Genomic DNA, 22,897 nt, shown 5'->3' with positions numbered 1-22,897 from the left:
AGGAAGACAAGGAGTGAGCATAGATGAGACATGAAATGGGCTTATTCGAAGAACCGTTTCGTTCGATCGAGCAGGAACGCAAGATCGTCGAGATTCGATTGAATGATCCAAAACGACAACAGGTACACGTCGGTGATCAGATTCAGTTCACCCATACGGAAACGAGCGAGACACTACTTGTTCGTGTAACAAAACGACAAGTCTTTCCTGATTTCCGAGCGCTTTATGAACACATCCCAAACGAAGCTATCGACTGTGTCGGTTGGTCGCTCGACGAACTCGTGTCGTCGACTTACTCGATCTATTCAACAGAAGCCGAGCAACAGTACGGGGCACTGGCTCTGACGATCGCATTAGAACCATAAAAAAACGTCTTTTCTACAGTCAGCGTAGAAAAGACGTTTTTGAATTCATTCGGGTTCGACGTGTACATGGATATCATAGACACCATATTCTTCCGTCAGTGTATCTTCAACACGTGTCGCAATATCGTGCGCCTGATGGATATTCAATGTGGAGTTGACGAGGATGACGACATCGACGACTTCATTGTTTCCATAGTTGCGTCCTTTAATTGACTTGATCCCTTTGACACCTTCGAGATCGAAAATGACATCTTCATACATCTTCAGCTTCTTCTCATCGAAGCCATCCGTCAGTTCGTGTGACGCTTCCGTAAAGATGTCCCACGCTGTCTTACAGATCAAGAAGCCGACGATGATCGCGGTCACGACATCGAGCCATGGCATGCCGAACTGTGATCCGACGATCCCGATCGTCGTCCCGACACTGACCCAAGCATCCGATAAATTATCTTTCGCCGCTGCCATGACGGCTTTGCTTTCAATCTCCTCGGATAACTTCTTATTGTAGCGGTAGACGAAGTACATCACGAGGGCTGAACCGATTCCGACGTATGCAGCGAGGATATCAGGTGACTCCTGTTTGCCTTCGAACAATGTCGAGATTGTATCGATCAAGACTTGAAGACCGACTGCCATCATGATGAAGGAAGCTACGAGCGAAGCGATCGTCTCACTTTTCCAGTGTCCGTATTTGTGATCGTCATCTGCCGGACGTTGCGAAATCCGTAAGCCGATCAAGACGGCGATCGACGCAATAATGTCGGTCGCGTTGTTCAAACCGTCCGCCCGGAGTGCGGCAGAATCTGCTGTATACCCGATGATTAATTTTAAAGATGATAACAAGATATAGGCTGCGATACTGATCATCGCACCGCGTTCGCCGCGTTTTAGATTATCGTATTTTTGTTGTTCCATTCTCGTCGCCCCCACTTTCTCTGCGATTAGCAAACCTCATCGTACCAGTCGGAAATCGAGTGGGTCTAGAGAAATCATTTTGTTTCAAACTAGATAATTAACAAATACGCAATAATGTTGCTCTATACCAAACTGAATTTGATTGGTTCATGTGGCTCTTTTCAAGAAAATCGGTAGCATTATCTTAAAGAGCAACCAACTTTTTTGACTTGTCAGACTCTTTGACGAACATAATTCGTGCAAGTTCTGAAGGGAATCGGTAGACTAAAGGTACAACACCAAGAGGAGGAGTTCTCACAATGGCAGAATTCATTAAGAGTGAAGAAACATTCAAGGAATTGATTTCAAGTGATGCACCGGTCATCATCAAGTTCGAAGCAGACTGGTGCCCGGACTGCAAACGGATGGATTACTTCATGCCGGACGTCGAGTCACAATTCGACCACTTACCAATCCATACGATCGACAAGGATGAGTTCCCTGAAATCGCATCGAACCACGATGTCATGGGAATCCCAAGCTTGCTCGTCTTCAAAAACAATGAAAAACTAGCGCATTTGCACAGTGCAAATGCTAAAACACCAGAAGAAGTTACAGCATTCTTAAAGCAAAACTTCAACTAAGCAAAAATAACCTGACGCTGCGGCGTCAGGTTATTTTTTATGTATCGATCTGATTTGGAGTGCTACTTCAATCCGTCTCAACTTTTCTTAAAAAAGATACGGGTGAACAGATTCGTAATCGTTCCAGCTATAGCTGCTTCGATCAGGGCTACGACTACAATCGCTAAAATATCCTGCATACCTAGTGATCCTAAGAAATTAATAAGGTTCAAAATAAAAAATAGAATGAAGAAAATTAGATAATCTCGTTTTCGCATCATAGTCCTCCTACTCAATACGTATTTGTCGTCTTTCGTCGCTACAACACTACCATGCATAATGCTTTCTAAGGATTACATAATTGAAAGGAACAACCAACATCTACAAAAAAGTAGTCTTTCTCCCGCTCGAGAAAGACTACTTTTGCTTATTTAACGTTCACACGCGATGCCGTCTTTATCCCGGTCGCTCTTCGTGTTTACGTTATACGTCGCAAGGCTCACGTAAGCTTTGTACTTTGTTGCTTTGTAGATCGGTTTTCCATTCTTGTCATACCCTGTCCGATTTTTTAGCCCCGCTTTTTTCGCAACGCCGCCTTTGTACGTCTGCTGCATTTCCGTACAGTTTTTAAAGGCTTTTGCTTTCGTTGCCGCTTCACTAGCTGCTGGAACATGGATCAAGGCGAGACTGACGACACCCGCGAGTACAAGCCAACTCCATTTTTTCATAGGGATTCCTCCTTTTTTCAAAAAACAACGATTCGTCTTTTGATTATAAGAGGTTATTATAAAAAAATGGCTATTTTTTTATAATTTATATCAATGGTTACATTTTTTGGAATTCAGCGAATATAATGCGGACTAACGAGTTCACCTTTTAAAATTGACGTCGGAATCTTAAATTCGACGATGCCCATATATCCTGGAGCGATACTGTACTCGTCAAACGACAGGACTAATTTGTGATCTGCCGTAATATAAAAGTTTTGTTTTGCGGAAATCTGCTTGAACTGCTCGTCCTCCGGTACATCCGGTGTTCCTTCGACGAAGTAGACTTTCCCTTCATCCGTCTTCATTTGCCGACGCATCTCTTCTTTTAGGTAATCACTGATCGTCGTGATATATCCATCATCCTTGAACAAAGATGGTAATGTCAGGATGAGCTGTTGTTTCTTATCGATCGTATCGTACTGGACGCTTTCTGATGCACTCGCCCGTGTTTCAGTGACGGTTCGACCGATCGACAACAAGTCTTCCGTATCCGTCTTGACGTCATAGCGGCTATCGACGGCAAATGCCCCTTCCTGTCCGTTCGTCTCCTGCTCAAACTTTTCGTAGAGCGCTTGTCCTTCCGCAATATACTTTTCGTTCAATTGTTGCTCGAGTGCCTTGTCCGGTAACGTCACTTGAGGAGCTTTAATATCAGCCGACTGCTGTGTCTTCGTCTCTTTCCAGTCAATCGTCACGATCTCAGTCAGTTGACCAAAGACCGGTACCTTCGCCATCGCGTCCGCAAACGACGCATTACTATTTAATCCACCAACGAATAACGTGATCGCGGCGGCTGTGATCAACACGGAGCGTTTTGTCCGCGAGGGACGCGTCCGGCGCTCGACTTGTGCAATCATCTCATCGAGTTCTTTTGGAACCGGTGGTTGTTGGTAAGCTTGTTTCAGATCGTCAAGTTTGTTCGACATCTAGATCATCTCCATTCAATTTCATTTTTAATAAGGTCAATCCTTTATACAGCCGGGACTTGGTCGTGCTTAAATTCAGCTCCAAAATCGTTGCGACGTCTTTTAAGATCAAGTCCTCGAAATAGTGTAAGATGACGACTTCCCGGTACATGACTGGGAGCTCCTCAAGCGCCTGTCGCAAATCGGAATCGGGATACGTATCTTCTTTTGTTGCGACGAGTTCGATCAGTCGATCCGTATCGTAACTGATACTATGCTGACGCTTCCGGATCGCATCAATCGCTGTTCGTGTCAAAATCTGATAGAACCAGGCTTTCATCCGTTCCTCATCTTCGAGTCGATCGAGTGATTGCAACGCTTTTTGGATGCTGTCCTGAATCACATCCAGACTATCCTGTTCATTTTTCATATAACTGTAGGTCAACCAGTAGAGATTCGGTTTGTATTGTTTTAAAAAACGGACGAATGCTTTTTCCCGTTTTCTCATTTGACGAGAGGTCATAGGCCGCGGCTCCTTTTTTCGATATCGTTCTGTGTATACATCATTAAGACGGGCGAGTCGAGAAAAAAGTTGACGACACAACAAAAAAAGGTGACACCAAGTCACCTTTTCATGGAGCAGACTTCATTAAGATAAGGATAATCAACAGAAACGGAACGATGAAAAGTAATGGAATGCCGACGATTGTGATACATCCAATATCAACCTTTCGCTGTTTTCGGCATTCACGTTTCCCCGTCCGTTCTTCACGTTCATTTACGGGACTCAACATACAACTCACCTTTTTACTTAATAATGCAAATGTCGTGATGTATCACTCCACATTTTCACCTGAAGTAAAATGAGCGCGATACCGTATAAGACACTCATGTATAACGAAAATTCACCAAACAGGACATTCGTCCAAGCATTTAATCCAAACAATGGAATGACAAAAATAAAATACAGTAAAAACTCAAGACTCGCTAATAGATCAAACCAAAGTGTCTCTGAAAACATTCCTTCGAGCAACCAGACACCATAAATATACAGTGTCGAAATCAGACCGAACCAAAGATACCTCGCGATTAATCGATACATCTTCTCTTCCTTTATGTAAAACAGCGAGCCGACTAAATAGCCGAACCAGATGACTGAAGCAATGCTTTGCCATCCATTTATCGTTCCGTCGGGATGAAGTATCGCGGACCAGCCATTGATTCCAATCATACTCATTAAAATTAACAGAAAGAGCAGTCGATATGGTATGTTCCTTTGACGCATGATATGTTTCCTCCCCAAAAACATGAGTACCTATCTTTTCTCTTACTTAATATTCCATATGATGGGTTTCGTTCCTCTTCCATTTCAATAAATTATTCGTCTCTGTCGTTTAAACCACAACAAGGCAATGGACGTGTCCATTGCCTTGCCTTAGTCATTCCTTCACTTTAAGATTCACATCATCAATCATCACATCATGGGCAGCGAACGGCGAACCTTCTGCGCGTCCCATCAGGAACTTCAACGCCCCCGTTTCCGCCTGTCCCATCGTAAAGGTATAGCTATACGTCTTCGGTGTTGTCGTGATTGGCTCGACTTGACTGAAGTAACGCGTGTACGAAGCATTTTCAATCGTCACTTCGATCGGACGCGATACAGTCGACGATGCCGTGAAGCTCAATTCATATGTTTTGCCTTTCGCGAGTGACAAGTTTCCTTGCTCGAGCAAGACACTCCATGGTTCTTGTCCTTCCGCTCCAATCTTTATGCGTGCTGCTTCATTGACAGCTTCGATAGCGGCTTGCGCATCATAGTGGACGTATGACGACCATGACGTCAATCCGTTTGCAAACGAACCGTTTTTCAGTGGTGACGGATCAACCGGCACCGGTGTCACATCAATCAACTCCACATCATCGAGCGAGATTTTCCCGGCTTGTCCACTGAAGTCAAACACAAGCTGATTGTCATCTGCCGTTTGTGAAGCCGTAAACGGAATGTCGACGGTCGTTGCTTGTTTCGTCAACGGTACAGTCGTCTGCTTCAATTGCTCTTGTGCCCCAGTGATTTTCACCTGAAGTGATTTCGCTTTTTTCGCACCTGCTGTGAATCGAAGCTGATACGCATGCCCAGCTTCTAGTTGAAGTCCCTTTTGCGTTAAACGTGCCGTCGTTTTTTGTCCATGTCCTTCATAACGGAAATCACGTGACTCAGGATTAACAGCCCCTGTCGTCCGCTTGTTACCGTTGAAATGCCAGTACGTCAAACGGTCCATCGCCCCTTGATCGAACGTCCCGTTGTAGACGAGATTCCCGTCCGGTAGTGCCGGTTTTGTTGCATCTTCATCGATGACGCCGCGCGGAATCTGTTCGACACGGACGTTCCCGATCTGAACACCCGCTTTTTCAAGTCCGAGGTTGAACTCAAGACGTGCTGCGAGATCCGTCTCTGCCGCCATATCGAATGTGAACGTATGCCGTTTGACGCTCGGTGTCAGAGCAATCGACTGTTCATTCGAATATTTCGTGTACCCACGCTCTGCTCCACCGCCGACTTTGACCATCATCTTCCGGTCTGCTGTGCTGCTCGCGTCAAAGCTGACTTGGTAACGTCCACCTTGCGCGAGGGATACGTTTTGAATCAACTGATGGGAGTACGTCTGTGAACCAGGCTGATCAATCGTGACGTCCGCCATCCGTTGCCCCTCTTTTTCAATGATCGCAAGACTTCCTTTGCCACCGAAGTCCGGGAGCGTGACATAGTTCCAGTACAGTGGATCAAACGATTGATTACCGGTGATCATCGTGACCGGTTGTTCAAACGCTGTGTCGTAGACGAGGTTACCATCGATCGGTTGCTTGGCTCCGTCCGGTAACGTCACGTTTTCGTAGGTCGGTTCGACCGGTTCACGGTACGCTCGGTTTTTTAAATCATAGACCCGGACGTAGTCGACTTCCATCTCGGCTGGGAACTTCGTCGTCGCATCGACTTCACCATCAAACCAACCGCCGACCGCGAGGTTCATGACGAGATAGAAGTTTTGGTCGAACGGTGCCGGATAACTATAGTTCGTTGCTGCGTTCAAGCCTTTACTGTACCAATCGTTTTGTGTTTGATAGAGATTGCCGTCGACGTACCAGCGGAGCTCGCCCGGCTCCCACTCGACCGCGTACGTATGCCATTGATCGATGCGTTGTCCGTCTGGGAAGTGATAGTCTTTCCCCGTATACTTATTGTTCGGCCAGTTCTCCCCGTAGTGAATCGTTCCAGCGACCTTGTCCGGCTGACTGCCCCAAGCTTCCATGACGTCAATCTCACCGGACGCTGCCCAGGCCCCGTATTTATCTTGCTCCGGTAACATCCAGAACGCAGGCCAAAGCCCTTTTCCGGTCGGCAGCTTCGCTTTGATCTCATAACGACCGTACGTCTTACTGAATAATCCTTTCGTCTTCAGCTTCGCTGACGTGTAATCGTATGTACCGAGATCATCCGTCGTCTTTTCCTGCTTCGCCTTGATGACGAGTTTCCCGTTGCGAATAAACGAGTTATCTTGCTTCGTCGTGTAGTATTGTTTTTCATTGTTGCCCCAACCCGGTGAGACGGGTTGTCCGTTCGCATCTTTGATCCAGTTCCCCGTATCATACGTCCATTTCGTCCGGTCGAGTTGTTTTGCCTGAAACTCATCCGCCCAGACAAGCTTCCACTTCGTCTCTTTTTTGTCTGCCTTCGCGTCGACCGCTTGACCGCTCAGCAATAAACCGGTCCCGACCGCCAGTGCTACCCATGTCTTCATGTCTGTTTCCTCCTCTTAGTCAAAAAGAGGCAAGGACGAATGTTCGACCTTGCCTCCTTTGTTACGCTTCTTGCGGAATCGTTGCCTTATGTTGCTCGATGACGCCCGCATACCAGTGGGCGCTGTCTTTCCAAATCCGTTCCTGTGTCTCGAAATCGACGTAGAGAATTCCGAAGCGCTTATCATAGCCGAAGCTCCACTCGAAGTTGTCGAGCAGTGACCAAAGATAATAGCCTTGGATGTTCATCCCTTCTTCGTTTAAATCAGACACGGCTTGGAGGTGTTGTGCGACGTAATCGATCCGGTTCTGGTCAGCGACGCGACCATCGACCAATTCATCGTCGAATGCCGCACCGTTTTCCGTGATGTAGATCGGTAAATCCGTATACTCGGCACGCAAGCGACGAATCAAGTCCTTGAATTCGCTCGGGGCGATATCCCAGCCCATACCTGTCTTGTCATAATCCGAGTACGCATCCTTCTGCAGGAAATCGTTCGCAGCACTGAACTCGACGAGGTTACGGCTGTAGAAGTTGATTCCGAAGAAGTCACATGGGACGGAGATCGTCTCCATATCGCCTTCCTGGATGAAGGCGTACGAATGGACGTATTTCGAGAACAGGTTCATCATGTCGACCGGATACTGACCTTTGAAGACTGGGTCGAGGAACCACCGATTCGCGTATCCGTCTGCATTGTTCATCGCCAGCTGATCGTTGACGGAATCCGTCTTCGCATACTTCGGTGCCAAGTTCAACGTGATACCGATCGGTGTGACCGATTTGAATTCACCCTTCAACAGTTCGACTGCTTTTCCGTGCGATAACAACAAGTGGTGCACGGCACGAACGGCTTCGTTCATGTCCGTATGACCTGGTGCATGTTGTCCGAGATGGTAGCTGAGGAACCCGGCACACCATGGTTCATTGTGTGTGATCCACGAGTCGACGATCCCGTCGAGTTCCGTGAAACAAGCACGGGCGAAGTCGAGGAACCAGTCGACCGATGCTCGGTTGACCCAGCCGCCTTCTTCATGTGCCCAAAGTGGTAAGTCCCAGTGGTACAGCGTCACGGCTGGCTTGATGCCTTCTGCCCGCAGACGTGTCGCGAGTTTCTTATAGAACGCCATGCCTTCCGGATTGTAGACCCCTTTTTGTGGGAAGATCCGTGGCCAGGCAATCGAGAAGCGGTACGTGTCGACGCCGAGACGTTTGATGTGCTGGATATCCTCTTCATAACGGTGGTAATGGTCACAAGCGATATCACCGTTATGTTGTTCGAAGACTTTTCCATCCTCATCACAGAAGGCATCCCAGATCGAAGGCGTACGTCCGCCTTCGTTGTGGGCGCCTTCGATCTGATACGACGACGTCGCCGTTCCGAATACGAAGTTCGGTGCAAATTTCATATGTGTAATCTCCTTTAAGCTACTTATTCTTTAACGGCACCTGCCGAGATACTGCTGACGATATATTTCGAGAGGAACAAGAAGGCGATCATGATCGGTACGACAGAAATCGCGATCCCGAGATAGAGCGAGCCTAAGTTCTCTGCGACTTGTGACCCTTTCAAGAAGCCCATCAAGACCGGTAACGTATACTTCTCTGGAGAGAAGAGTAAGACGAGCGGCATGATGTAGTTGTTCCATGAACCAATGAATGTAAAGATCGACATCGTCGCGATCGCCGGCATCATCATCGGCAAAGCGATCGTATGGAAGATCCGGAACTCACTCGCTCCGTCCATCCGTGCTGCCTCGATCAGACTCGGATGCAAGACCGTCTGGACATACTGTCGGACGAAGAAGACCGTGAACGGACTTGCAATCGCCGGAACGATCAAGGGGATATAACTATCGAGCAACCCGAGATTTTTACTTAATTCGTAGAAACCGATCAATCCGAGCTGACCCGGAACCATCATCATGACGAGCATGAAGACGAACATCGCATTCTTCCCTTTGAACTGATAAAAAGCGAATCCGAACGCTGTCAACGCTGAGAAATACCCCGATAAGACAGTGACAAGAACAGCGATGATCAAACTGTTCTTGAAACCGGACCAGATGTTGACGTAAGCGCTGAGTGCCGCGTAGTTCTCAGCGAGCGAGTTCCCCGGAATCAACGAGAATCCGGACAAGACTTCTTCGTTCGAGCGCGTCGCGTTGATGATCATCATCAAAAACGGGATGATACAGGCGATCGTCAAGACGACGAGACCAATATAGATGACACTTTTGCCGAACCAGGCTTTCTTTTGTTTCGGTGGTGGCGTCAACTTGAGCGGGCGTTCGACACGCTCCGGTTGTTCCTCCGTTTGTGGCACGATCCGACGTGCTTCTGCATTTCGTTCCATCGGTCAGGCTCCTTTCGGTGAACGTTCTTTTCGGAACATCCCTTTGAAGACGATGATTGAAAAGACGAGCGTGATGGCAAACAGTCCGTATGCGACAGCAGCGGCGTAGCCATAGTTGTTGTATTTGAAAGCTTGGTTATAGAGATAGAGCACCATCGTGTTCAAGGCACCATCTGGCGCACCGACACCATCCGTGATCAACATCGGCAGGTCGAACAATTGCAGACCACCGATCAAGGACGTGATCATGATGTAGAGCAAAATCGGTTTTAAGAGTGGCAATGTAATGCGTGAGAAGATTTGCCAACGTGTCGCTCCGTCAATCAAGGCTGCTTCGAAGTAATCCTTCGAGATCCCAGATACGCCTGCCATGACAACGATGAACGAGTGCCCGAGCCACATCCATGTCAGGATGAGCGAGACGGAAATTTGTGCCGTCACCGGTTGCGTCAACCAGTTGATCGGCTCCGAGATGATTCCGATTTTCATCAACATCATGTTCAGTGAACCATGCTGCCAGTCGAGCAAGATGCCGAACAATAAGGCGACCGAGCTGATCGTGATCAAGTTCGGTAAGTAGAACGTCGCCCGGAAGAAGGCAAGTCCTTTTAATTTCAACTGGAGATCCGAGAACAATAAGGCGAGCAATAAGGCGCCGCCGATCTGAAGGATGAAGTTAAGACCCCAAATCTTCAGAGTGTTAAAGAACGCTTCGATGAAGTACGTATCCCCGAGTAACCGCGTATAGTTCGCGAGTCCGACGAGTTGTTCGCCTTCAGCGCCCGTGTAGTTCGTGAAGCTGTAATAGAAAGTCAAGGCAACCGGATAGATGCTGAAGATCAAGAATACGATCCAAAACGGTGCGATGAACAGATACCCATGGCGATCGAGTTTTTTCACAGGTCAAACCCCTTTCTTAAACAAGAAGAGGTGAGGCGAGGATCGCCCCACCTACTCTCCTTATTCCGGTACTTTTACGTCCGGATACGCGTTTTTGACTTTTTTGTAGAATTCAGCAAGTGCTTCGTCTTTTGATTTTTTACCTTGGACGTATTCCATGACCGATGCACCATACAATGTATCGAGCTGCTGGTCATACTTCGTGACGATTCCTGGTGTGATCTTGTCTGCTTGATCAAGGAAGAACTCATAGTTGTTCTGTCCGCCGAGGAACTCATCTTTGAAGTCGGTCTTGATTTTTTCAGTAACTGGTTTGTACGCTAACACGTCACCTGTTTCTTTTGCCCAATCTGTTAGGAACGCTTCGTCTTGTGTCATCATCTTGACGAAATCATACGCAAGCTTTTGTTTCTTCGAATCTTTGTAGACACCTAACCACGTACCACCCCAGAAGTATGGGCTCGGTCCGCTTGTGACCGCCCAGTCACCCGCTGATTTTTTCGCGTTTTCTTTGAGGACACTGTGAAGACCCCATGTCGGGAGGACGTAAGAGAAGACTTCTGTTTCTGTCTCTTTACCGTTTTCTTTGACTTTGACCGGTTTATCCATGCCTGCGAACCATGATGGTGACCATTCTGGCGCAAGGGCTGTATATTGTTTCGTCCGAAGCTCTTTTGCGTAATCCATGTAATCCTTCTTGTCTTGTGTCAAGACGAGCTCTTGCTTATCGTTGACCCAAGGTTGTGGGTCGTTCCCTTGTGCGAACCAACGGATTGACCCTTCATCCGGGAACATCTTGTAGCCTTTACTCTTCATTTTTTCAGCGACTTCGAAGACGCCGTCCATCGAGTCCATCATGCCACCGATTTCTTTTGGATCGTCTGTACCGAGAACTTTTTTCGCGATGCTTCGTTTGTAGTAGACGCCACCTGGTGTCGTTTGCCATGACAGCGCACGCACGTTGCCGTCCTTATCTTTCCCCATGTCATAGACGTACGGGATGTAGTCATCTTTGACTTCGCCTGCGTTGAATGGTTTTTCAGAGAGGTTCGCCCAGTATCCAGCATCGACCCACTGCTTGAGGAACGCAATCTCACCTGTGAAGATATCCGGTGCGCCGACGCCACTTTCAAGAGCTGGTTTCAATTTCGTCGGGTAGTCGGCGATTGGTACGATTGTCAATTCGACTTTGACTCCGTTTTTCTCTTCGAACTTTTTGATTGGTTCTTTTAACTCATCCGTGAACGACCAGATTTTCAAGACTTCTTTCCCGCCGCTCGTTTTTTCTTCGCTGCTACCTGAACATCCAGCAAGGACACTTGCTGTTAACGCACCGACTGTTAACACGCTAACTAACTGTTTCTTCATCTCATCTCATCCTTTTGTTAAGTATTCCGCTCATAGGTAAGCGGTTTCAATTTGTTATTCAAAAATATCGAAAGCGCTTTCGAAAAGGCTTTAAAGAAAATTCCCGAAAGCCCTTTCGGAAAAAGTGATAAAAAATGATTTCGAAATCGCTCTCGCTTTTCCTCACTGACAACGAGCGAGAGCGATTCCGAAACAACCATTGTGTTATTCAGGTACTGGACCTGTCGATTGACGAACCATCAAGTTAACCGGAATGACATCACGTGTCGTAACCCGTTTTTTGTTGACGATCTGTTCAATCAAGACTGATGCTGCGTGCTGACCGATCGTTTCCGTATCTTGTCGGACCGTCGTCAACTTCGGTGTGATGTACTGCGCCATGTAAATATCATCGTACCCAACGACTGAGATGTCTTCTGGAATCCGTAAACCGGCTTCATGAATCGCCTCAATCGCACCGATTGCCATTTCATCCCCAGCAACAAAGACGGCTGTCGGTCGATCAGGTAGTGCTAGCAACTCGTTCATTGCCCGCTTGCCTTCTTCTCCGGAAAAGAATCCGCCATTGACGAGATAGCCGTCTGGAATCGGCAAATCAAGTTGTTCCATTGCTTGCTGATAGCCTTCAATCCGCGCTCTTCCGGCATCTGTCGTTGTATCCCCTGCAATGTGGGCGATCAGACGATGACCGAGTTCGTGCAAATGATTGATGGCAAGTGTGCCCCCGGTAATGTTATCCGAGTAGACGACACTACAATCAGCACTGTCCATATCGACGACGACGATTGGAATCGTACTTTGAATCAATTCTTGGACGTGTTGATCCATCTGATCGGAACAGATGACGACGATGCCGTCGACTGCTCGGTGTCGGAAATGCTCGAGGTAGCTCATGTCGCGATTGCGTAAATTCCGCGATGCGAAGATGAGATCATACCCTTGTTGCTCTGTTGCTTTTCGGAAACTTTCAATGATCGCGTTGAAGAACGGATGCATCATTCCGACGCCATGTGCTTCCGAGAACATGACACCGATCGTCCACGAACGTTTCGTCGAGAGCGACTGGGCGTGCGCGTTCGGTAAGTATCCCATCTCGGCTGCTGCCTGGACGATTTTTGCTTTCGTCTTTTCGCTGACATCCGAATAATTATTTAAGGCTTTTGAGACCGTTGTAATCGAAAAACCGGTCATCTTCGCTAAATCATAAATTGTTCCCATGCTACTCACTCCATTTCACCGAAAGCGCTTTCGATAAATTTAGTATACGAAGTCTCTCTGGAAGTTGCAACCTATTTTTTTATAAATATCAGAAAATATGAAAACGTTATCATTCATACTCGATTCACTTCGAAAAGAACTCGATTTCCCTTTTAATGCGAACAAATGTTTGGTATACTTAAAAAAACACACTTCGCTTTTTTAGAGAGGAGCTTTCCCATGCCAATCAATCCGTATCTCGTCTTTAACGGCAACACGCGTGAGGCACTGACGTTTTATGCACAGGTCTTTGGTCAAGAAATACCGGACATCATGGAGTTCGGACCAGGTCCCGGTCCTGACGGTCAACCCTACCCTGAAGAGATGCAGTCACTTGTTCTACATGCTGAACTGATCGTTCATGGTACCCGCTTAATGTTCTCAGACGCAATGCCGCATGATCCGGTCACGATCGGTCAGAACGTTACCTTGGCGCTCCACTTATCGGACGTGGACGTGTTACAGAAGACATTCGATCAACTCGCAAAAGACGGCAACATCATCATGCCGATCCAAAAGACATTTTGGAGTGAAGCGTATGGAATCGTCGAAGACACGTTTGGTGTCCAGTGGCAAGTCAATCATGTAGTGAGTGAAGTGCCTACCACTTAATATTTTCAGGCGACTTTTATTACAAAAGTCGCCTTTTCAATGCAATTAATTCAAAGTGACCTTTTTAACTTAATAATATGATTCATTATCTAAATGTCTAATTGTTAAATAATACAATTTTTTTACTGTTTAGTCAGAGATTTAATCTAATTGTTCTTTAGCTGTTAAAGAATATTAGTAAAAATTTGCTATTGTTATATCAACCACAAAGGAGGGCTTATTTTGAAAAAAGTTGCGTTCATTTTAGTCATGAGTTTACTAATTTCTACTTTGTCACCATCCATTTTTGTAAACAATAAAACTATAAATCCTAGATACGATCAAGAACGTAAAAATGAATACACAACACAAATCAACTCTTTGAGCATTGGTTATCATACTGCTGATGCTTGGGCGGTATTAGTCGGAAAATTAATCATAAAAAGCGCTACACGATTAGCAAAGATAGGATCAAAAACATACAAAAAGGTTCCTAAAAGCAAAGTCGTCAATGCACTTAAAAATTATAAAGGAACTACCTATTCAACTGGTTCCAAAAAATATGTCATTACTAAAACAGATATGAAGCATATGCTTGAAAGACATCACCCAAGATACTGGACCGATAGTAAAAAAAATGTGAAAAAACAAACTTTCTTTGATTCAAAACTATCGATTAAAGATGTAGAATCTATTGCTATAAATGTAGCCAAACAAAATAGAAGTGGTCTTTCAAAAGTTTCTTCTACAGGTTCAAAGCAATTTACAGGAACAGTTGATGGCGTAAAATATGTCATGGGCGTTGAAAAAGGACATATACGTCAACTTTATCCATTAATGAAATAAGGAGTGGGATTTATGCATATCCAAACTTTTATCTTTTTAGAAAATGAACAGAAACACGTGAACATCACAGAGCAAGATCGCATTCAAGTGTATATTCAGCAAAAAGAGGATTGGTTAGAAGATGGCTTTTTAAATCTAGACGGTACGATTTCTTTTACCCAGAATGGAATCATGCAAGGAGCCGATCACTCAGATGAACTTGCACCACTGTGGCAGTACTATGCAGACGCTTTGAAAAACTGTCTAGAGGATGGATCTGCTACATTCTATTTCCCGAACACACCTATCGAAGTATGCTTTAAAAAAATAAGTGAAAATCGCTTCTCATTAACCATTGATCAAGAAGAAGCAGTCTATGATACATCAGACTTCATTCAAGCTTTTAAACAAGCAGCTTTATCTTTTCATCAGCTCGTCGAGATCATTTCTGATAAAAAATACGAGGATGATTTACTCGAAAAAATAGAGAGCTTGTCGCAATGATAAAAGGCGATTCCGTGACTTGGAATCGCCTTTTAGTTAGCTCTCGCTTAAAGAAGTCGAACGCACAGTTGACTGAATCAACTGCTTTAACCAGACTTGTCTTGCTTCTACTGAAAAATCTTCATTTCCGAATACCTCTACTCTGAACGGAAGCATTTCTAACGACTGACGCTCTAATACTTGTCGTGCCTGTAAAATCGTAATCGTCCCTTCCACTCCTGATAAAGAGCGATTTACACCATATGCTTGCTCAGTGTAATAGGATACGAATCCGTCCGCCCATTCTGTCGGACGCTCGTTTAATGCTTTACGAAAGCTTTTTTCTACGTCCTTTTGATCAACATAAACGAGAACGGGTTGTAACGGTGCGATAATCGTCGCTATGCGTTCAATATACGCTCGCAACGTCGCTTCCGGTAGATCGTATTTGATGAGTCCCATCGTCAATGGATTTTGTAAGAAACAGCACTCAAAAACATATGTTGTATCCGTCGTTAACGCTTGAGCGACGAATTCTTCCCACTTTTTAAAGATCAATGACTGGTGTAACTCGAACGGTAGTTCATAGATATCTCTTGCTTGCAGAAACGCAAGTGCTGCTTCAGGAATATCCATTTCTGACTGCCACTGGCGATATGATACCAGCACGTAGGCGTTGAACACCTCAGCAAATCGTAAGACATCGAGTGAAGCGTATTTACTTTGAAAGTCTATCCATTCATTCATCGTTAAGTAAGCGACACTCTCATAATCTGCAGGATGGTTGAGATCTCCTTCGATATGAATGCGTGTATTGATTTGTTGCTCTTGCAATAGACGAGTTAATGCTTCAGCTGTTGTTGTTTTGCCCGAGCCTGGGAGCCCTTCTATTAGATAAATTTTAGTGCTCATACTGTACACTCCTCAGATTATTTTCGTGTCACTGTTTGATACTTCATTTCTATAGTACACAAAGTAGTCAAAGATAGATCATAAACAAAATAAGTATTGAAGAAATAAAAATCTAAATATCCTCTCAAAAGTTGTATTTAATATATATTCATATGAATATTTTAATTTTTTTGTTAATAAATTGATTGTTTTTAATGATGTAAGGGAATTTTATTAATATTACACTGTTCTAGTTTTTAAAGAAGGAGGTCTAATATGCAAACTATATTAATAATCATGAATTATTTTTCGTTAACGATTTTAATCTTAACAATTATTTATCGTTCCCAAGTTATAAAAAAGGGTCAGTCTTCAGAAAAAGTAAAAAACACTACCCTTCTACTTCAGTTAAGTAGCCTACTATTCACCTTAACTCTACTCAATGTGTACGTTTTGTATAACCAAGATGGTCAGTATGAAATCATAATGCTACCGATTTTATATGTCATCATATTTAGTTCACTTTGTTGGATGCTTTATTACAGCTACAAAAACCCAAAAAGTCGGCCCTCTCCACAAATTTTTATTCCAACTATTTTGCTATTCACATTATTTATACTCACTATATTTGCCACTGCACTTCATTTTGAAAATATTTTTTACATCATACTTTGCATTGGTATAGTAGGTATTTTTATGAGTGTGCTTTTTTTGTTAAAGCATCAGTCTTTTAAAGAGCTTCCTCGAATATGGAAGTTTGTCTTATCTTTTGGCGTCCTATTCTTAGTAACCTCGTACGAAGTGATTACTTCAGCCCCCACTGAGATTAATTCAGAACCTACTGCTAGTACTTCTACCAATACTGATAGCACGACTACAGATGACTCCGTTGATGAAGAAACGACTGCTGAAGAACCTATAACTAGTGACTCTGAGACAGAACAAGATACTTCTGTCGATACAGCAGATGTGCCTGATAAAAAAATTTATGATCAAACAGAAAAGTACTATGGGTCATACAGTTCTTTGAAACTACAAAAAATTAATAAAAAAATTGAACTAGCCCCTAATTTCTTTTACGAAATCGATCAAATCGAAATTGGAGAGGTCACTGACTATAAGCCATTCGTCAAAAAATTCATGTTTGATGTAGAGCCTACTTCCGTATTAAAAGTAGATGCAACCGTTCAAAACAATACATCAATAGACTGTTACTACTCGTTTGCTGGCACCTTTATCAATAACGGTATAAATGAGTATAGTCCTGTTGGAAAGTTCACACTGGACAAAAGCTATAATCCAGACGCAGATTTGCCTCTCCTAAAAGCCGGTATGACTGATAAGGGGAGCTTCTATGTTTTTATGGAAGAATCAGCTGACACGCTGACTTCTCTTGATTTCTTGATTGGATTACCAACAGATCCTGCTACAGGAGATCCGATTGATTCTTCTTCTGATAACAGCATAACGATTGAACTTCCATAATCGTAAAAGACCTTCCGATAAATAATTCGGAAGGTCTTTTTTGCTTTGCACTATTCTCTCTATCCCCTTTCCTTGTATACTAATACTGTCCTAAAAAATAGGAATTAATCGATTTATTTTTCAATAAACCACCTCTAATTTCCTAACTTTTAAATTTACATACAAGGAGCAATCTAGTAATGAGCACTACTCGAACAAAAGCAATCAATCTGTTTCAATTCATGGCTTCCGTTAAAAAACTAGGATTAAAAACGCAACGCGATACGAAGACCTATACCGCGATTTTAGACGAGACGACACTTACTTTCCCAAACGTCAACTCGACGTCTGATGAAGGCCGACAAACCGTAGTCGAAGTAAAGTTCCAACCTGCTTTCACAACGGATCGTCCTGTACTTCCAAATAAACTTACTGAATGGACGGTCATTAATGGTGATGAGGTCACACCAAAGGCTTCTCTCCCTACTGAATTGACTTCCGTTTGGACGACTTATGAATTAGCCGTTCGAGACTGGAAAGAGAAAAAAAGACAACATGAAAAAGCCCAAGCCCTCTATGATTTGATGTACCGCATGTATCAATTCCAAACGACAGATAATGATACACACGAAATCGTCTGGTCGTTTGGTCACCTTCATTGGCCAACCCAATCCATCAAACGTCCTTTGTTCGTTCGACCGGCTGTCATTGATTTTGATACGGAAAAGAGCGTCTTCCGTATCGAAACGACACCGACCTTGCCAAAGCTCGAGTTGGACATGTTGAACTGGGATAGTGTTTGGATGAAAGCCGAGCTTTCTGAGTATGAGCTTGCCTTTAAAGAAGATCATGCTTTTGACTTTAATCCATGGGACAATGAACAACTCCAAGAGCGGAGTGAACAAGTCTTACGTTTATTGCATGCGGATCACGCCTATGGTGAGGAAGCAGATGTCTACGTCTTACCAAACATCTGTCTCTATCGTCGTCCTAAGTCGAACCATAGCTGGGTCGAAGAACATGAACATCTCGCAGAAGCCATTGAACAAGACTTACCGCTCTCACCAGCACTCGAGCAATTCTTTACTTCTGATGATGCTGCCATCGCCGCACTCGATCAACAAGATCGAACAGAGTGGCAAGCAGTCGGAGAAGAGATTCTATTTCCACTTCCGTATAACGAAGAACAAAAACGCATCCTACAGCAACTCAGTAACAATGCCGGTGTCGTCGTTCAAGGTCCTCCCGGTACCGGAAAAAGCCATACGATTTCGAATTTGATTTCGCATCTGTTGGCACATGGTAAGCGGGTCCTTGTCACAAGTGAAAAAGAGCACGCGCTGACTGTTCTTCGTGACAAGTTACCTGCTGAAATTCGTGAACTTGCCGTTTCCGTTCTTGGGGCAGATTCAAAGACGATCAAACAGACAGAAACATCCTTACATGGGATCTCAAGCTATTTGAACAAGACGTCTGCTGAAGAACTAGAAGTCAGTGCTACGACGATTCGCCAGCGGTTAGAGTCGATTCGTCAAGAGATTGCATCGACTCGTCGGACGATGCTCGATCAAGCCATCGTCGAACATGGTGGTTTAACGATTGGACAAGAAACAAAAACACCACTCGAATGGGCCAAGTGGATCAGTCAATCAACACTTTCAACACACATCCCGACGCCACTCTTAACAGAAGAGGCACCTATGAGTGCGATCGATATTCAAGAATTATATGAATTGATGCAAGACCAAGAGGCATTGGCTGAACTTAAAATCTTAGGGCGTCGTCCTATGCGAACGTCTTTTGCCAAACCATTACTTTTTAAAGAAATCGTCAATGAAGTACAAACACTACGCGAACTTGAACCAATCGCTTCATCAGTCGCCTGGATGAAATCTGCCTCTGATGATACGAAAAATCAACTCTTAGACTGGTTGCGTCAGTCGTCTCGAAAATATCCACTTCTTGAGCAATGGGCAGTGAATCTGTATTGTCATTGGTTGGCACACTCATCTGATTTCGATGAACTCGAACAAGATCGCTTATCGTTCGAGCAGGCGTTGCATGAGATCGAGCAACTTGAACGAATCGTCTCTCTTCACGACTTCGCGATTCCAACAACCGATCAAGATGTATCTGCACTCGCAGCAGAACTCTTACCGCTATTTGAAGGTAATAAGGTCGATGGTGTGTTCTTCAAGTGGACAAAACGAAAAAAATACGCATTCCTACTAGATGAAGTGATGATTGATCAGAAACGATTAACGAGTGCTGCTGACGTCACACTACTTTTACAGCACTTAACATATATTGACTCACTTCGAAAATTGGAACGTACCTTTAAACATCGCTTCGAGCACCACTCGATTGAGTTGACGATACCTGAAATCACGACGTACAGAAAAGCACTTGATGTCTTCCGCTCTCTAGACGACATCATGCAGCATTTCACACAAGTCGTTCGTCCATTGCAGGCAAGTTATGAACAACATGATTTCATGTATGAAGCGGACTGGCTAACAACGCAAACACATGCACTCGAAACGTTATTCGAGTTGAATCGTTTAGATGAATTAACAGCCCAGCAACAGACCTGGTTATCACTACTCGACGTAGCAGAGTTGACGCATCCCATCACCTTACCTTTACAACAGGCAATTCGTGACTGGAATCCGGATCAGTATGCAGTTATTTATGAAGAGTTACGCGTTCTAGAAACAAACGAACACCGAGCGAGCCGCTTACAAACACTTAGTGACACACTCGAGCAAGCAGCACCAAACTGGATCACGGCGTTACGAACGAATAGTGCACCGACGTTCCAAGCGCTCGAACTTCGAGATGCTTGGCATCTTGCCTATGTTAAAACTCGACTAGAAGCATTAAGTGACGCGGACGAGCGTGAGCACTTGCACCGTCTTGAGCAAGAAGAAGGTCAAACTGTCGCACGACTATGTGCCACACTGGCATGGAAAGAACAACTCAAACGGATGACGCCTTCGAAGCAAGAGCAACTGAACAGTTGGGCAACCTTGATTCGTAAAGTCGGAAAAGGGACAGGGAAACATGCCCCACGGTATCGAAAAGAAGCGGCTAAACAAATGATGCAAGCACAAGACGCGATTCCGGTCTGGATCATGCCTGTCAACCGTGTACTCGAATCCTTCAAGGCAGCAAGTGATCTCTTTGACGTCATCATCTTTGATGAGAGTTCTCAAAGCACGATGGACGCGATTTCCCTCTTGTCACGGGCACGTAAAGCCATCATCGTCGGAGATGATCGTCAAATTAGTCCGACGAGCTTTGATAATCGAGATAACGTCGAAGAAAAGCGAAAGACCTATTTTGGAGATGATTCCACGATGGCGTTGTTCGATGGAACGAGTAGTCTCTATTCACTCGCTTCTGTTAAGTTCAGTACAAAAGTTGGATTACGGGAACACTTCCGCTGCGTTCCGGAAATCATCGGCTTCAGTAATGCTCATGTCTACGAAGGTACGATTGTTCCACTCCGCTTACCACAGCGAGCTGAACGACTGAATCCTGCAGTAAAGAATCATTTCGTCAGTGATGGATATGTCGATGAGACGACGACAGATAAGGTTAACGTTCCAGAAGCTCGTGCCATTGTTGCTGAATTAAAACGAATGATTCAGGATCCGCTCTATCACAATCGGACGTTTGGTGTCGTCTCCTTACTTGGAAATGCGCAAGCGACGCAAATCGAGCGGATCGCAACATCGGAAATCGGAATCGATGTCTTGATGCAGCATCAAGTACGCTTCGGAGATGCGTATACGTTCCAAGGAGACGAACGAGATGTCATGCTTCTCTCAATGGTCGTCGCACCAAATAAACGCTTCATGTCGATGACAAAAGAGACGGATAGTCAACGCTTCAACGTCGCGGCTAGTCGAGCCCGTGATCAAATGATTTTGTTCCATTCCGTGACGTTAAACGATATCGGAAACAACAACTGTATGCGCTATAAATTACTTGGGTATTGTCAAAATCCCCTCGGTGACCAAGCATCCTTCGATAGTGTGAAACATCGCTTTGATTCTCCATTCGAAGAGGCCGTCTATCGTCGCCTTGTTGCTCGTGGTTACCTCGTCACACCACAAGTACAAGTGAATGGCTACCGGATCGATCTCGTCGTTGAAGGTGAACACAATCGCCTTGCTGTCGAATGTGATGGAGAACGCTGGCACGGTCCAGACGCTTATGAAGCAGATATGTTCCGACAAAAGGTGTTGGAACGCGCAGGTTGGCAATTCTGGCGTGTCCGTGGTCGTCATTTTTATCAAGATGCTGATCGAGCGATGGAATCGTTATGGACGACGCTTGAAGAGATGGAGATAAAACCAGCCTTAATTGAATACGTATAAGAATCTATTAAGTACACAATGTATAAACATATTATTGTATTTAATTAGAAATGAACCTTATACTTATAATTAGAAAATAAATGGATATTTTGTTTTCGAGAGAGAGGTGGTTTTAAGATGGATATGAATAAAGTAAAGACCCAAAAAACCTCTGATCGATCAGCACTAGGTGTATTAAAAGCAGGTACTACTCCTTCATTATCTGGTAGAAAACCAGTGCATGTGGCAATGTTTAGTGGCGGTGCATCTTCTGCCTATGTTGCTTATCATATCGTTCAGAAATACGGCAAAGAAAATTGCGTTCTTTTCTTCACTGACACGCTTTGGGAAGATATCGATAACTATCGATTCATGGATGAAGTAGCAGAGTATATTGGTATGGAGATTACTACTCGAATAGATGGAAGAACGCCTGACGAAGTTTTCCACGATGTTAAATTCTTGGGTAATTCACGTATGGCTAAATGTTCTGAGGAATTAAAGGTTCGTCAAACAATGATTTATCTAGAAGAACTTCGTGATGAGCATAATCTTGAACCAATCCTTTATTTCGGTATTGGTCCACATGAGCAGCATCGAGCTATCAACCTTCAAAATTTCTACGAACACAATCCAATCGAACCGATAGAAACACGCTTTCCTATGATTGAAACTTTTAAAGGCGATCTTGATACGAAAGAAATTATTCGTGACGAATGGAAAATTGCGTTGCCGAGAATGTATGGTTTAGGCTTTTCTCATGCAAATTGCGCTGGTCGATGTGTTCGAGGAGGCTTAGGTCATTACGCTCTTTTATATAATGTCTGGCCCGAACAATATGCCGAGCAAGAAGCTATGGAAGAACGCTTCCGTAGTAAGTTTGAGAAAGATGTTTCTATTCTAAAGAGAAACGGTGGACCATTTACATTGCGTGAATATCGAGAATTAATGGATAGAGACGGAATCGAAAAATATTTAAGTGAAAAAGACGATACAATTCCTTGTGTATGCTCTTTCTCATAAATAAAATCTATACAAAAAGGTA

Annotated in this window: 21 protein-coding genes; 8 read left to right on the top strand and 13 right to left on the bottom strand. The window is 44.4% G+C overall.

The features are described from left to right. Positions 1–23 precede the first annotated feature (23 nt). Positions 24–365, top strand: a complete 342-nt coding sequence (locus tag U719_RS01705; RefSeq protein WP_023466925.1) for an ASCH domain-containing protein — start codon at positions 24–26, stop codon at positions 363–365. 45 nt (positions 366–410) lie between these two features. Here the strand turns inward: U719_RS01705 and U719_RS01700 are convergent, their stop codons facing one another. Next, positions 411–1,280 carry a cation diffusion facilitator family transporter gene (locus tag U719_RS01700; protein WP_023466924.1) on the bottom strand — a complete coding sequence of 290 codons (870 nt, stop codon included), beginning with the start codon at positions 1,278–1,280 and terminating at the stop codon, positions 411–413. Between the two features lie 299 nt (positions 1,281–1,579). Between U719_RS01700 and U719_RS01695 the strand changes: the two genes are divergently transcribed. Then, on the top strand, positions 1,580–1,903 hold the full coding sequence (locus U719_RS01695; RefSeq protein WP_023466923.1) for a thioredoxin family protein: 324 nt from the start codon (positions 1,580–1,582) through the stop codon (positions 1,901–1,903). Positions 1,904–1,980: 77 nt separating this feature from the next. On the opposite strand, the gene U719_RS01690 is transcribed toward U719_RS01695, so the two are convergent. The 11 genes from U719_RS01690 to U719_RS01640 form a co-directional block, all read right to left on the bottom strand. After that, positions 1,981–2,160, bottom strand: a complete 180-nt coding sequence (locus tag U719_RS01690; protein WP_023466922.1) for a hypothetical protein — start codon at positions 2,158–2,160, stop codon at positions 1,981–1,983. A gap of 153 nt (positions 2,161–2,313) precedes the next feature. Further along, positions 2,314–2,610 carry an excalibur calcium-binding domain-containing protein gene (locus U719_RS01685; protein ID WP_023466921.1) on the bottom strand — a complete coding sequence of 99 codons (297 nt, stop codon included), beginning with the start codon at positions 2,608–2,610 and terminating at the stop codon, positions 2,314–2,316. A gap of 113 nt (positions 2,611–2,723) precedes the next feature. Next, the gene (locus tag U719_RS01680) at positions 2,724–3,578 is read right to left on the bottom strand and encodes an RsiV family protein (protein WP_023466920.1); all 855 of its coding nucleotides are present in this window, start codon (positions 3,576–3,578) and stop codon (positions 2,724–2,726) included. Then, complete coding sequence (locus U719_RS01675) at positions 3,562–4,065, bottom strand: RNA polymerase sigma factor (protein ID WP_041255271.1); 504 nt, start codon at positions 4,063–4,065, stop codon at positions 3,562–3,564. The genes U719_RS01680 and U719_RS01675 overlap by 17 nt, the downstream gene beginning before the upstream one ends. A gap of 303 nt (positions 4,066–4,368) precedes the next feature. Continuing rightward, a complete protein-coding gene (locus U719_RS01670) occupies positions 4,369–4,842 on the bottom strand; it encodes a hypothetical protein (protein WP_023466917.1) in 474 nt (157 codons plus the stop codon). 154 nt (positions 4,843–4,996) lie between these two features. After that, positions 4,997–7,354, bottom strand: coding sequence for a carbohydrate binding domain-containing protein (locus U719_RS01665; RefSeq protein ID WP_023466916.1), 2,358 nt, complete (start codon positions 7,352–7,354; stop codon positions 4,997–4,999). A gap of 61 nt (positions 7,355–7,415) precedes the next feature. Next, positions 7,416–8,762, bottom strand: a complete 1,347-nt coding sequence (locus tag U719_RS01660) for a GH1 family beta-glucosidase (protein WP_023466915.1) — start codon at positions 8,760–8,762, stop codon at positions 7,416–7,418. Between the two features lie 23 nt (positions 8,763–8,785). Then, entirely contained in the window at positions 8,786–9,709 is a 924-nt protein-coding gene (locus tag U719_RS01655; RefSeq protein ID WP_023466914.1) for a carbohydrate ABC transporter permease, read from the bottom strand. 3 nt (positions 9,710–9,712) lie between these two features. Continuing rightward, positions 9,713–10,609: a carbohydrate ABC transporter permease gene (locus U719_RS01650; RefSeq protein WP_023466912.1), complete on the bottom strand. Its 897-nt coding sequence runs from the start codon at positions 10,607–10,609 to the stop codon at positions 9,713–9,715. Between the two features lie 60 nt (positions 10,610–10,669). Beyond that, a complete protein-coding gene (locus U719_RS01645; protein WP_023466910.1) occupies positions 10,670–11,977 on the bottom strand; it encodes an ABC transporter substrate-binding protein in 1,308 nt (435 codons plus the stop codon). Positions 11,978–12,181: 204 nt separating this feature from the next. Further along, positions 12,182–13,195, bottom strand: a complete 1,014-nt coding sequence (locus U719_RS01640; protein WP_023466908.1) for a LacI family DNA-binding transcriptional regulator — start codon at positions 13,193–13,195, stop codon at positions 12,182–12,184. 219 nt (positions 13,196–13,414) lie between these two features. On the opposite strand from U719_RS01640, the gene U719_RS01635 reads away from it, so the two are divergent. The 3 genes from U719_RS01635 to U719_RS01625 all read left to right on the top strand — a co-directional run bounded on the left by U719_RS01635 (position 13,415) and on the right by U719_RS01625 (position 15,154). After that, on the top strand, positions 13,415–13,846 hold the full coding sequence (locus tag U719_RS01635; RefSeq protein ID WP_023466907.1) for a VOC family protein: 432 nt from the start codon (positions 13,415–13,417) through the stop codon (positions 13,844–13,846). A 222-nt stretch (positions 13,847–14,068) separates the two neighbouring features. Then, the gene (locus tag U719_RS01630) at positions 14,069–14,671 is read left to right on the top strand and encodes a hypothetical protein (RefSeq protein ID WP_023466905.1); all 603 of its coding nucleotides are present in this window, start codon (positions 14,069–14,071) and stop codon (positions 14,669–14,671) included. 12 nt (positions 14,672–14,683) lie between these two features. Beyond that, positions 14,684–15,154, top strand: a complete 471-nt coding sequence (locus U719_RS01625) for a hypothetical protein (RefSeq protein ID WP_023466903.1) — start codon at positions 14,684–14,686, stop codon at positions 15,152–15,154. A 36-nt stretch (positions 15,155–15,190) separates the two neighbouring features. Here the strand turns inward: U719_RS01625 and U719_RS01620 are convergent, their stop codons facing one another. Then, positions 15,191–16,045 carry a hypothetical protein gene (locus U719_RS01620; protein ID WP_023466901.1) on the bottom strand — a complete coding sequence of 285 codons (855 nt, stop codon included), beginning with the start codon at positions 16,043–16,045 and terminating at the stop codon, positions 15,191–15,193. 255 nt (positions 16,046–16,300) lie between these two features. On the opposite strand from U719_RS01620, the gene U719_RS01615 reads away from it, so the two are divergent. From U719_RS01615 to U719_RS01605, 3 genes are all read left to right on the top strand, one after another. Next, positions 16,301–17,509: a hypothetical protein gene (locus U719_RS01615; RefSeq protein ID WP_023466900.1), complete on the top strand. Its 1,209-nt coding sequence runs from the start codon at positions 16,301–16,303 to the stop codon at positions 17,507–17,509. A 179-nt stretch (positions 17,510–17,688) separates the two neighbouring features. Continuing rightward, positions 17,689–21,873, top strand: coding sequence for an AAA domain-containing protein (locus U719_RS01610; RefSeq protein ID WP_023466898.1), 4,185 nt, complete (start codon positions 17,689–17,691; stop codon positions 21,871–21,873). Positions 21,874–21,990: 117 nt separating this feature from the next. Next, the gene (locus tag U719_RS01605; RefSeq protein WP_023466896.1) at positions 21,991–22,875 is read left to right on the top strand and encodes a phosphoadenosine phosphosulfate reductase family protein; all 885 of its coding nucleotides are present in this window, start codon (positions 21,991–21,993) and stop codon (positions 22,873–22,875) included. The last annotated feature ends 22 nt before the right edge of the window (positions 22,876–22,897 follow it).

It is taken from the genome of Exiguobacterium sp. MH3, assembly GCF_000496635.1.
Classification (GTDB): domain Bacteria; phylum Bacillota; class Bacilli; order Exiguobacteriales; family Exiguobacteriaceae; genus Exiguobacterium_A; species Exiguobacterium_A indicum.
This window is presented reverse-complemented; position numbering and strand designations above follow the sequence as displayed.

Excerpts from the sequence above, each read along its gene's own strand:
- U719_RS01620 (WP_023466901.1), bottom strand. The coding sequence starts at position 16,045 with ATGAGCACTAAAATTTATCTAATAGAAGGGCTCCCAGGCTCGGGCAAA.
- U719_RS01685 (WP_023466921.1), bottom strand. The coding sequence starts at position 2,610 with ATGAAAAAATGGAGTTGGCTTGTACTCGCGGGTGTCGTCAGTCTCGCC.
- U719_RS01635 (WP_023466907.1), top strand. The coding sequence starts at position 13,415 with ATGCCAATCAATCCGTATCTCGTCTTTAACGGCAACACGCGTGAGGCA.
- U719_RS01610 (WP_023466898.1), top strand. The coding sequence starts at position 17,689 with ATGAGCACTACTCGAACAAAAGCAATCAATCTGTTTCAATTCATGGCT.
- U719_RS01680 (WP_023466920.1), bottom strand. The coding sequence starts at position 3,578 with ATGTCGAACAAACTTGACGATCTGAAACAAGCTTACCAACAACCACCG.
- U719_RS01625 (WP_023466903.1), top strand. The coding sequence starts at position 14,684 with ATGCATATCCAAACTTTTATCTTTTTAGAAAATGAACAGAAACACGTG.
- U719_RS01660 (WP_023466915.1), bottom strand. The coding sequence starts at position 8,762 with ATGAAATTTGCACCGAACTTCGTATTCGGAACGGCGACGTCGTCGTAT.
- U719_RS01700 (WP_023466924.1), bottom strand. The coding sequence starts at position 1,280 with ATGGAACAACAAAAATACGATAATCTAAAACGCGGCGAACGCGGTGCG.
- U719_RS01675 (WP_041255271.1), bottom strand. The coding sequence starts at position 4,065 with ATGAGAAAACGGGAAAAAGCATTCGTCCGTTTTTTAAAACAATACAAA.
- U719_RS01690 (WP_023466922.1), bottom strand. The coding sequence starts at position 2,160 with ATGCGAAAACGAGATTATCTAATTTTCTTCATTCTATTTTTTATTTTG.
- U719_RS01670 (WP_023466917.1), bottom strand. The coding sequence starts at position 4,842 with ATGCGTCAAAGGAACATACCATATCGACTGCTCTTTCTGTTAATTTTA.
- U719_RS01705 (WP_023466925.1), top strand. The coding sequence starts at position 24 with ATGAGACATGAAATGGGCTTATTCGAAGAACCGTTTCGTTCGATCGAG.
- U719_RS01640 (WP_023466908.1), bottom strand. The coding sequence starts at position 13,195 with ATGGGAACAATTTATGATTTAGCGAAGATGACCGGTTTTTCGATTACA.
- U719_RS01655 (WP_023466914.1), bottom strand. The coding sequence starts at position 9,709 with ATGGAACGAAATGCAGAAGCACGTCGGATCGTGCCACAAACGGAGGAA.
- U719_RS01615 (WP_023466900.1), top strand. The coding sequence starts at position 16,301 with ATGCAAACTATATTAATAATCATGAATTATTTTTCGTTAACGATTTTA.
- U719_RS01645 (WP_023466910.1), bottom strand. The coding sequence starts at position 11,977 with ATGAAGAAACAGTTAGTTAGCGTGTTAACAGTCGGTGCGTTAACAGCA.
- U719_RS01665 (WP_023466916.1), bottom strand. The coding sequence starts at position 7,354 with ATGAAGACATGGGTAGCACTGGCGGTCGGGACCGGTTTATTGCTGAGC.
- U719_RS01695 (WP_023466923.1), top strand. The coding sequence starts at position 1,580 with ATGGCAGAATTCATTAAGAGTGAAGAAACATTCAAGGAATTGATTTCA.
- U719_RS01605 (WP_023466896.1), top strand. The coding sequence starts at position 21,991 with ATGGATATGAATAAAGTAAAGACCCAAAAAACCTCTGATCGATCAGCA.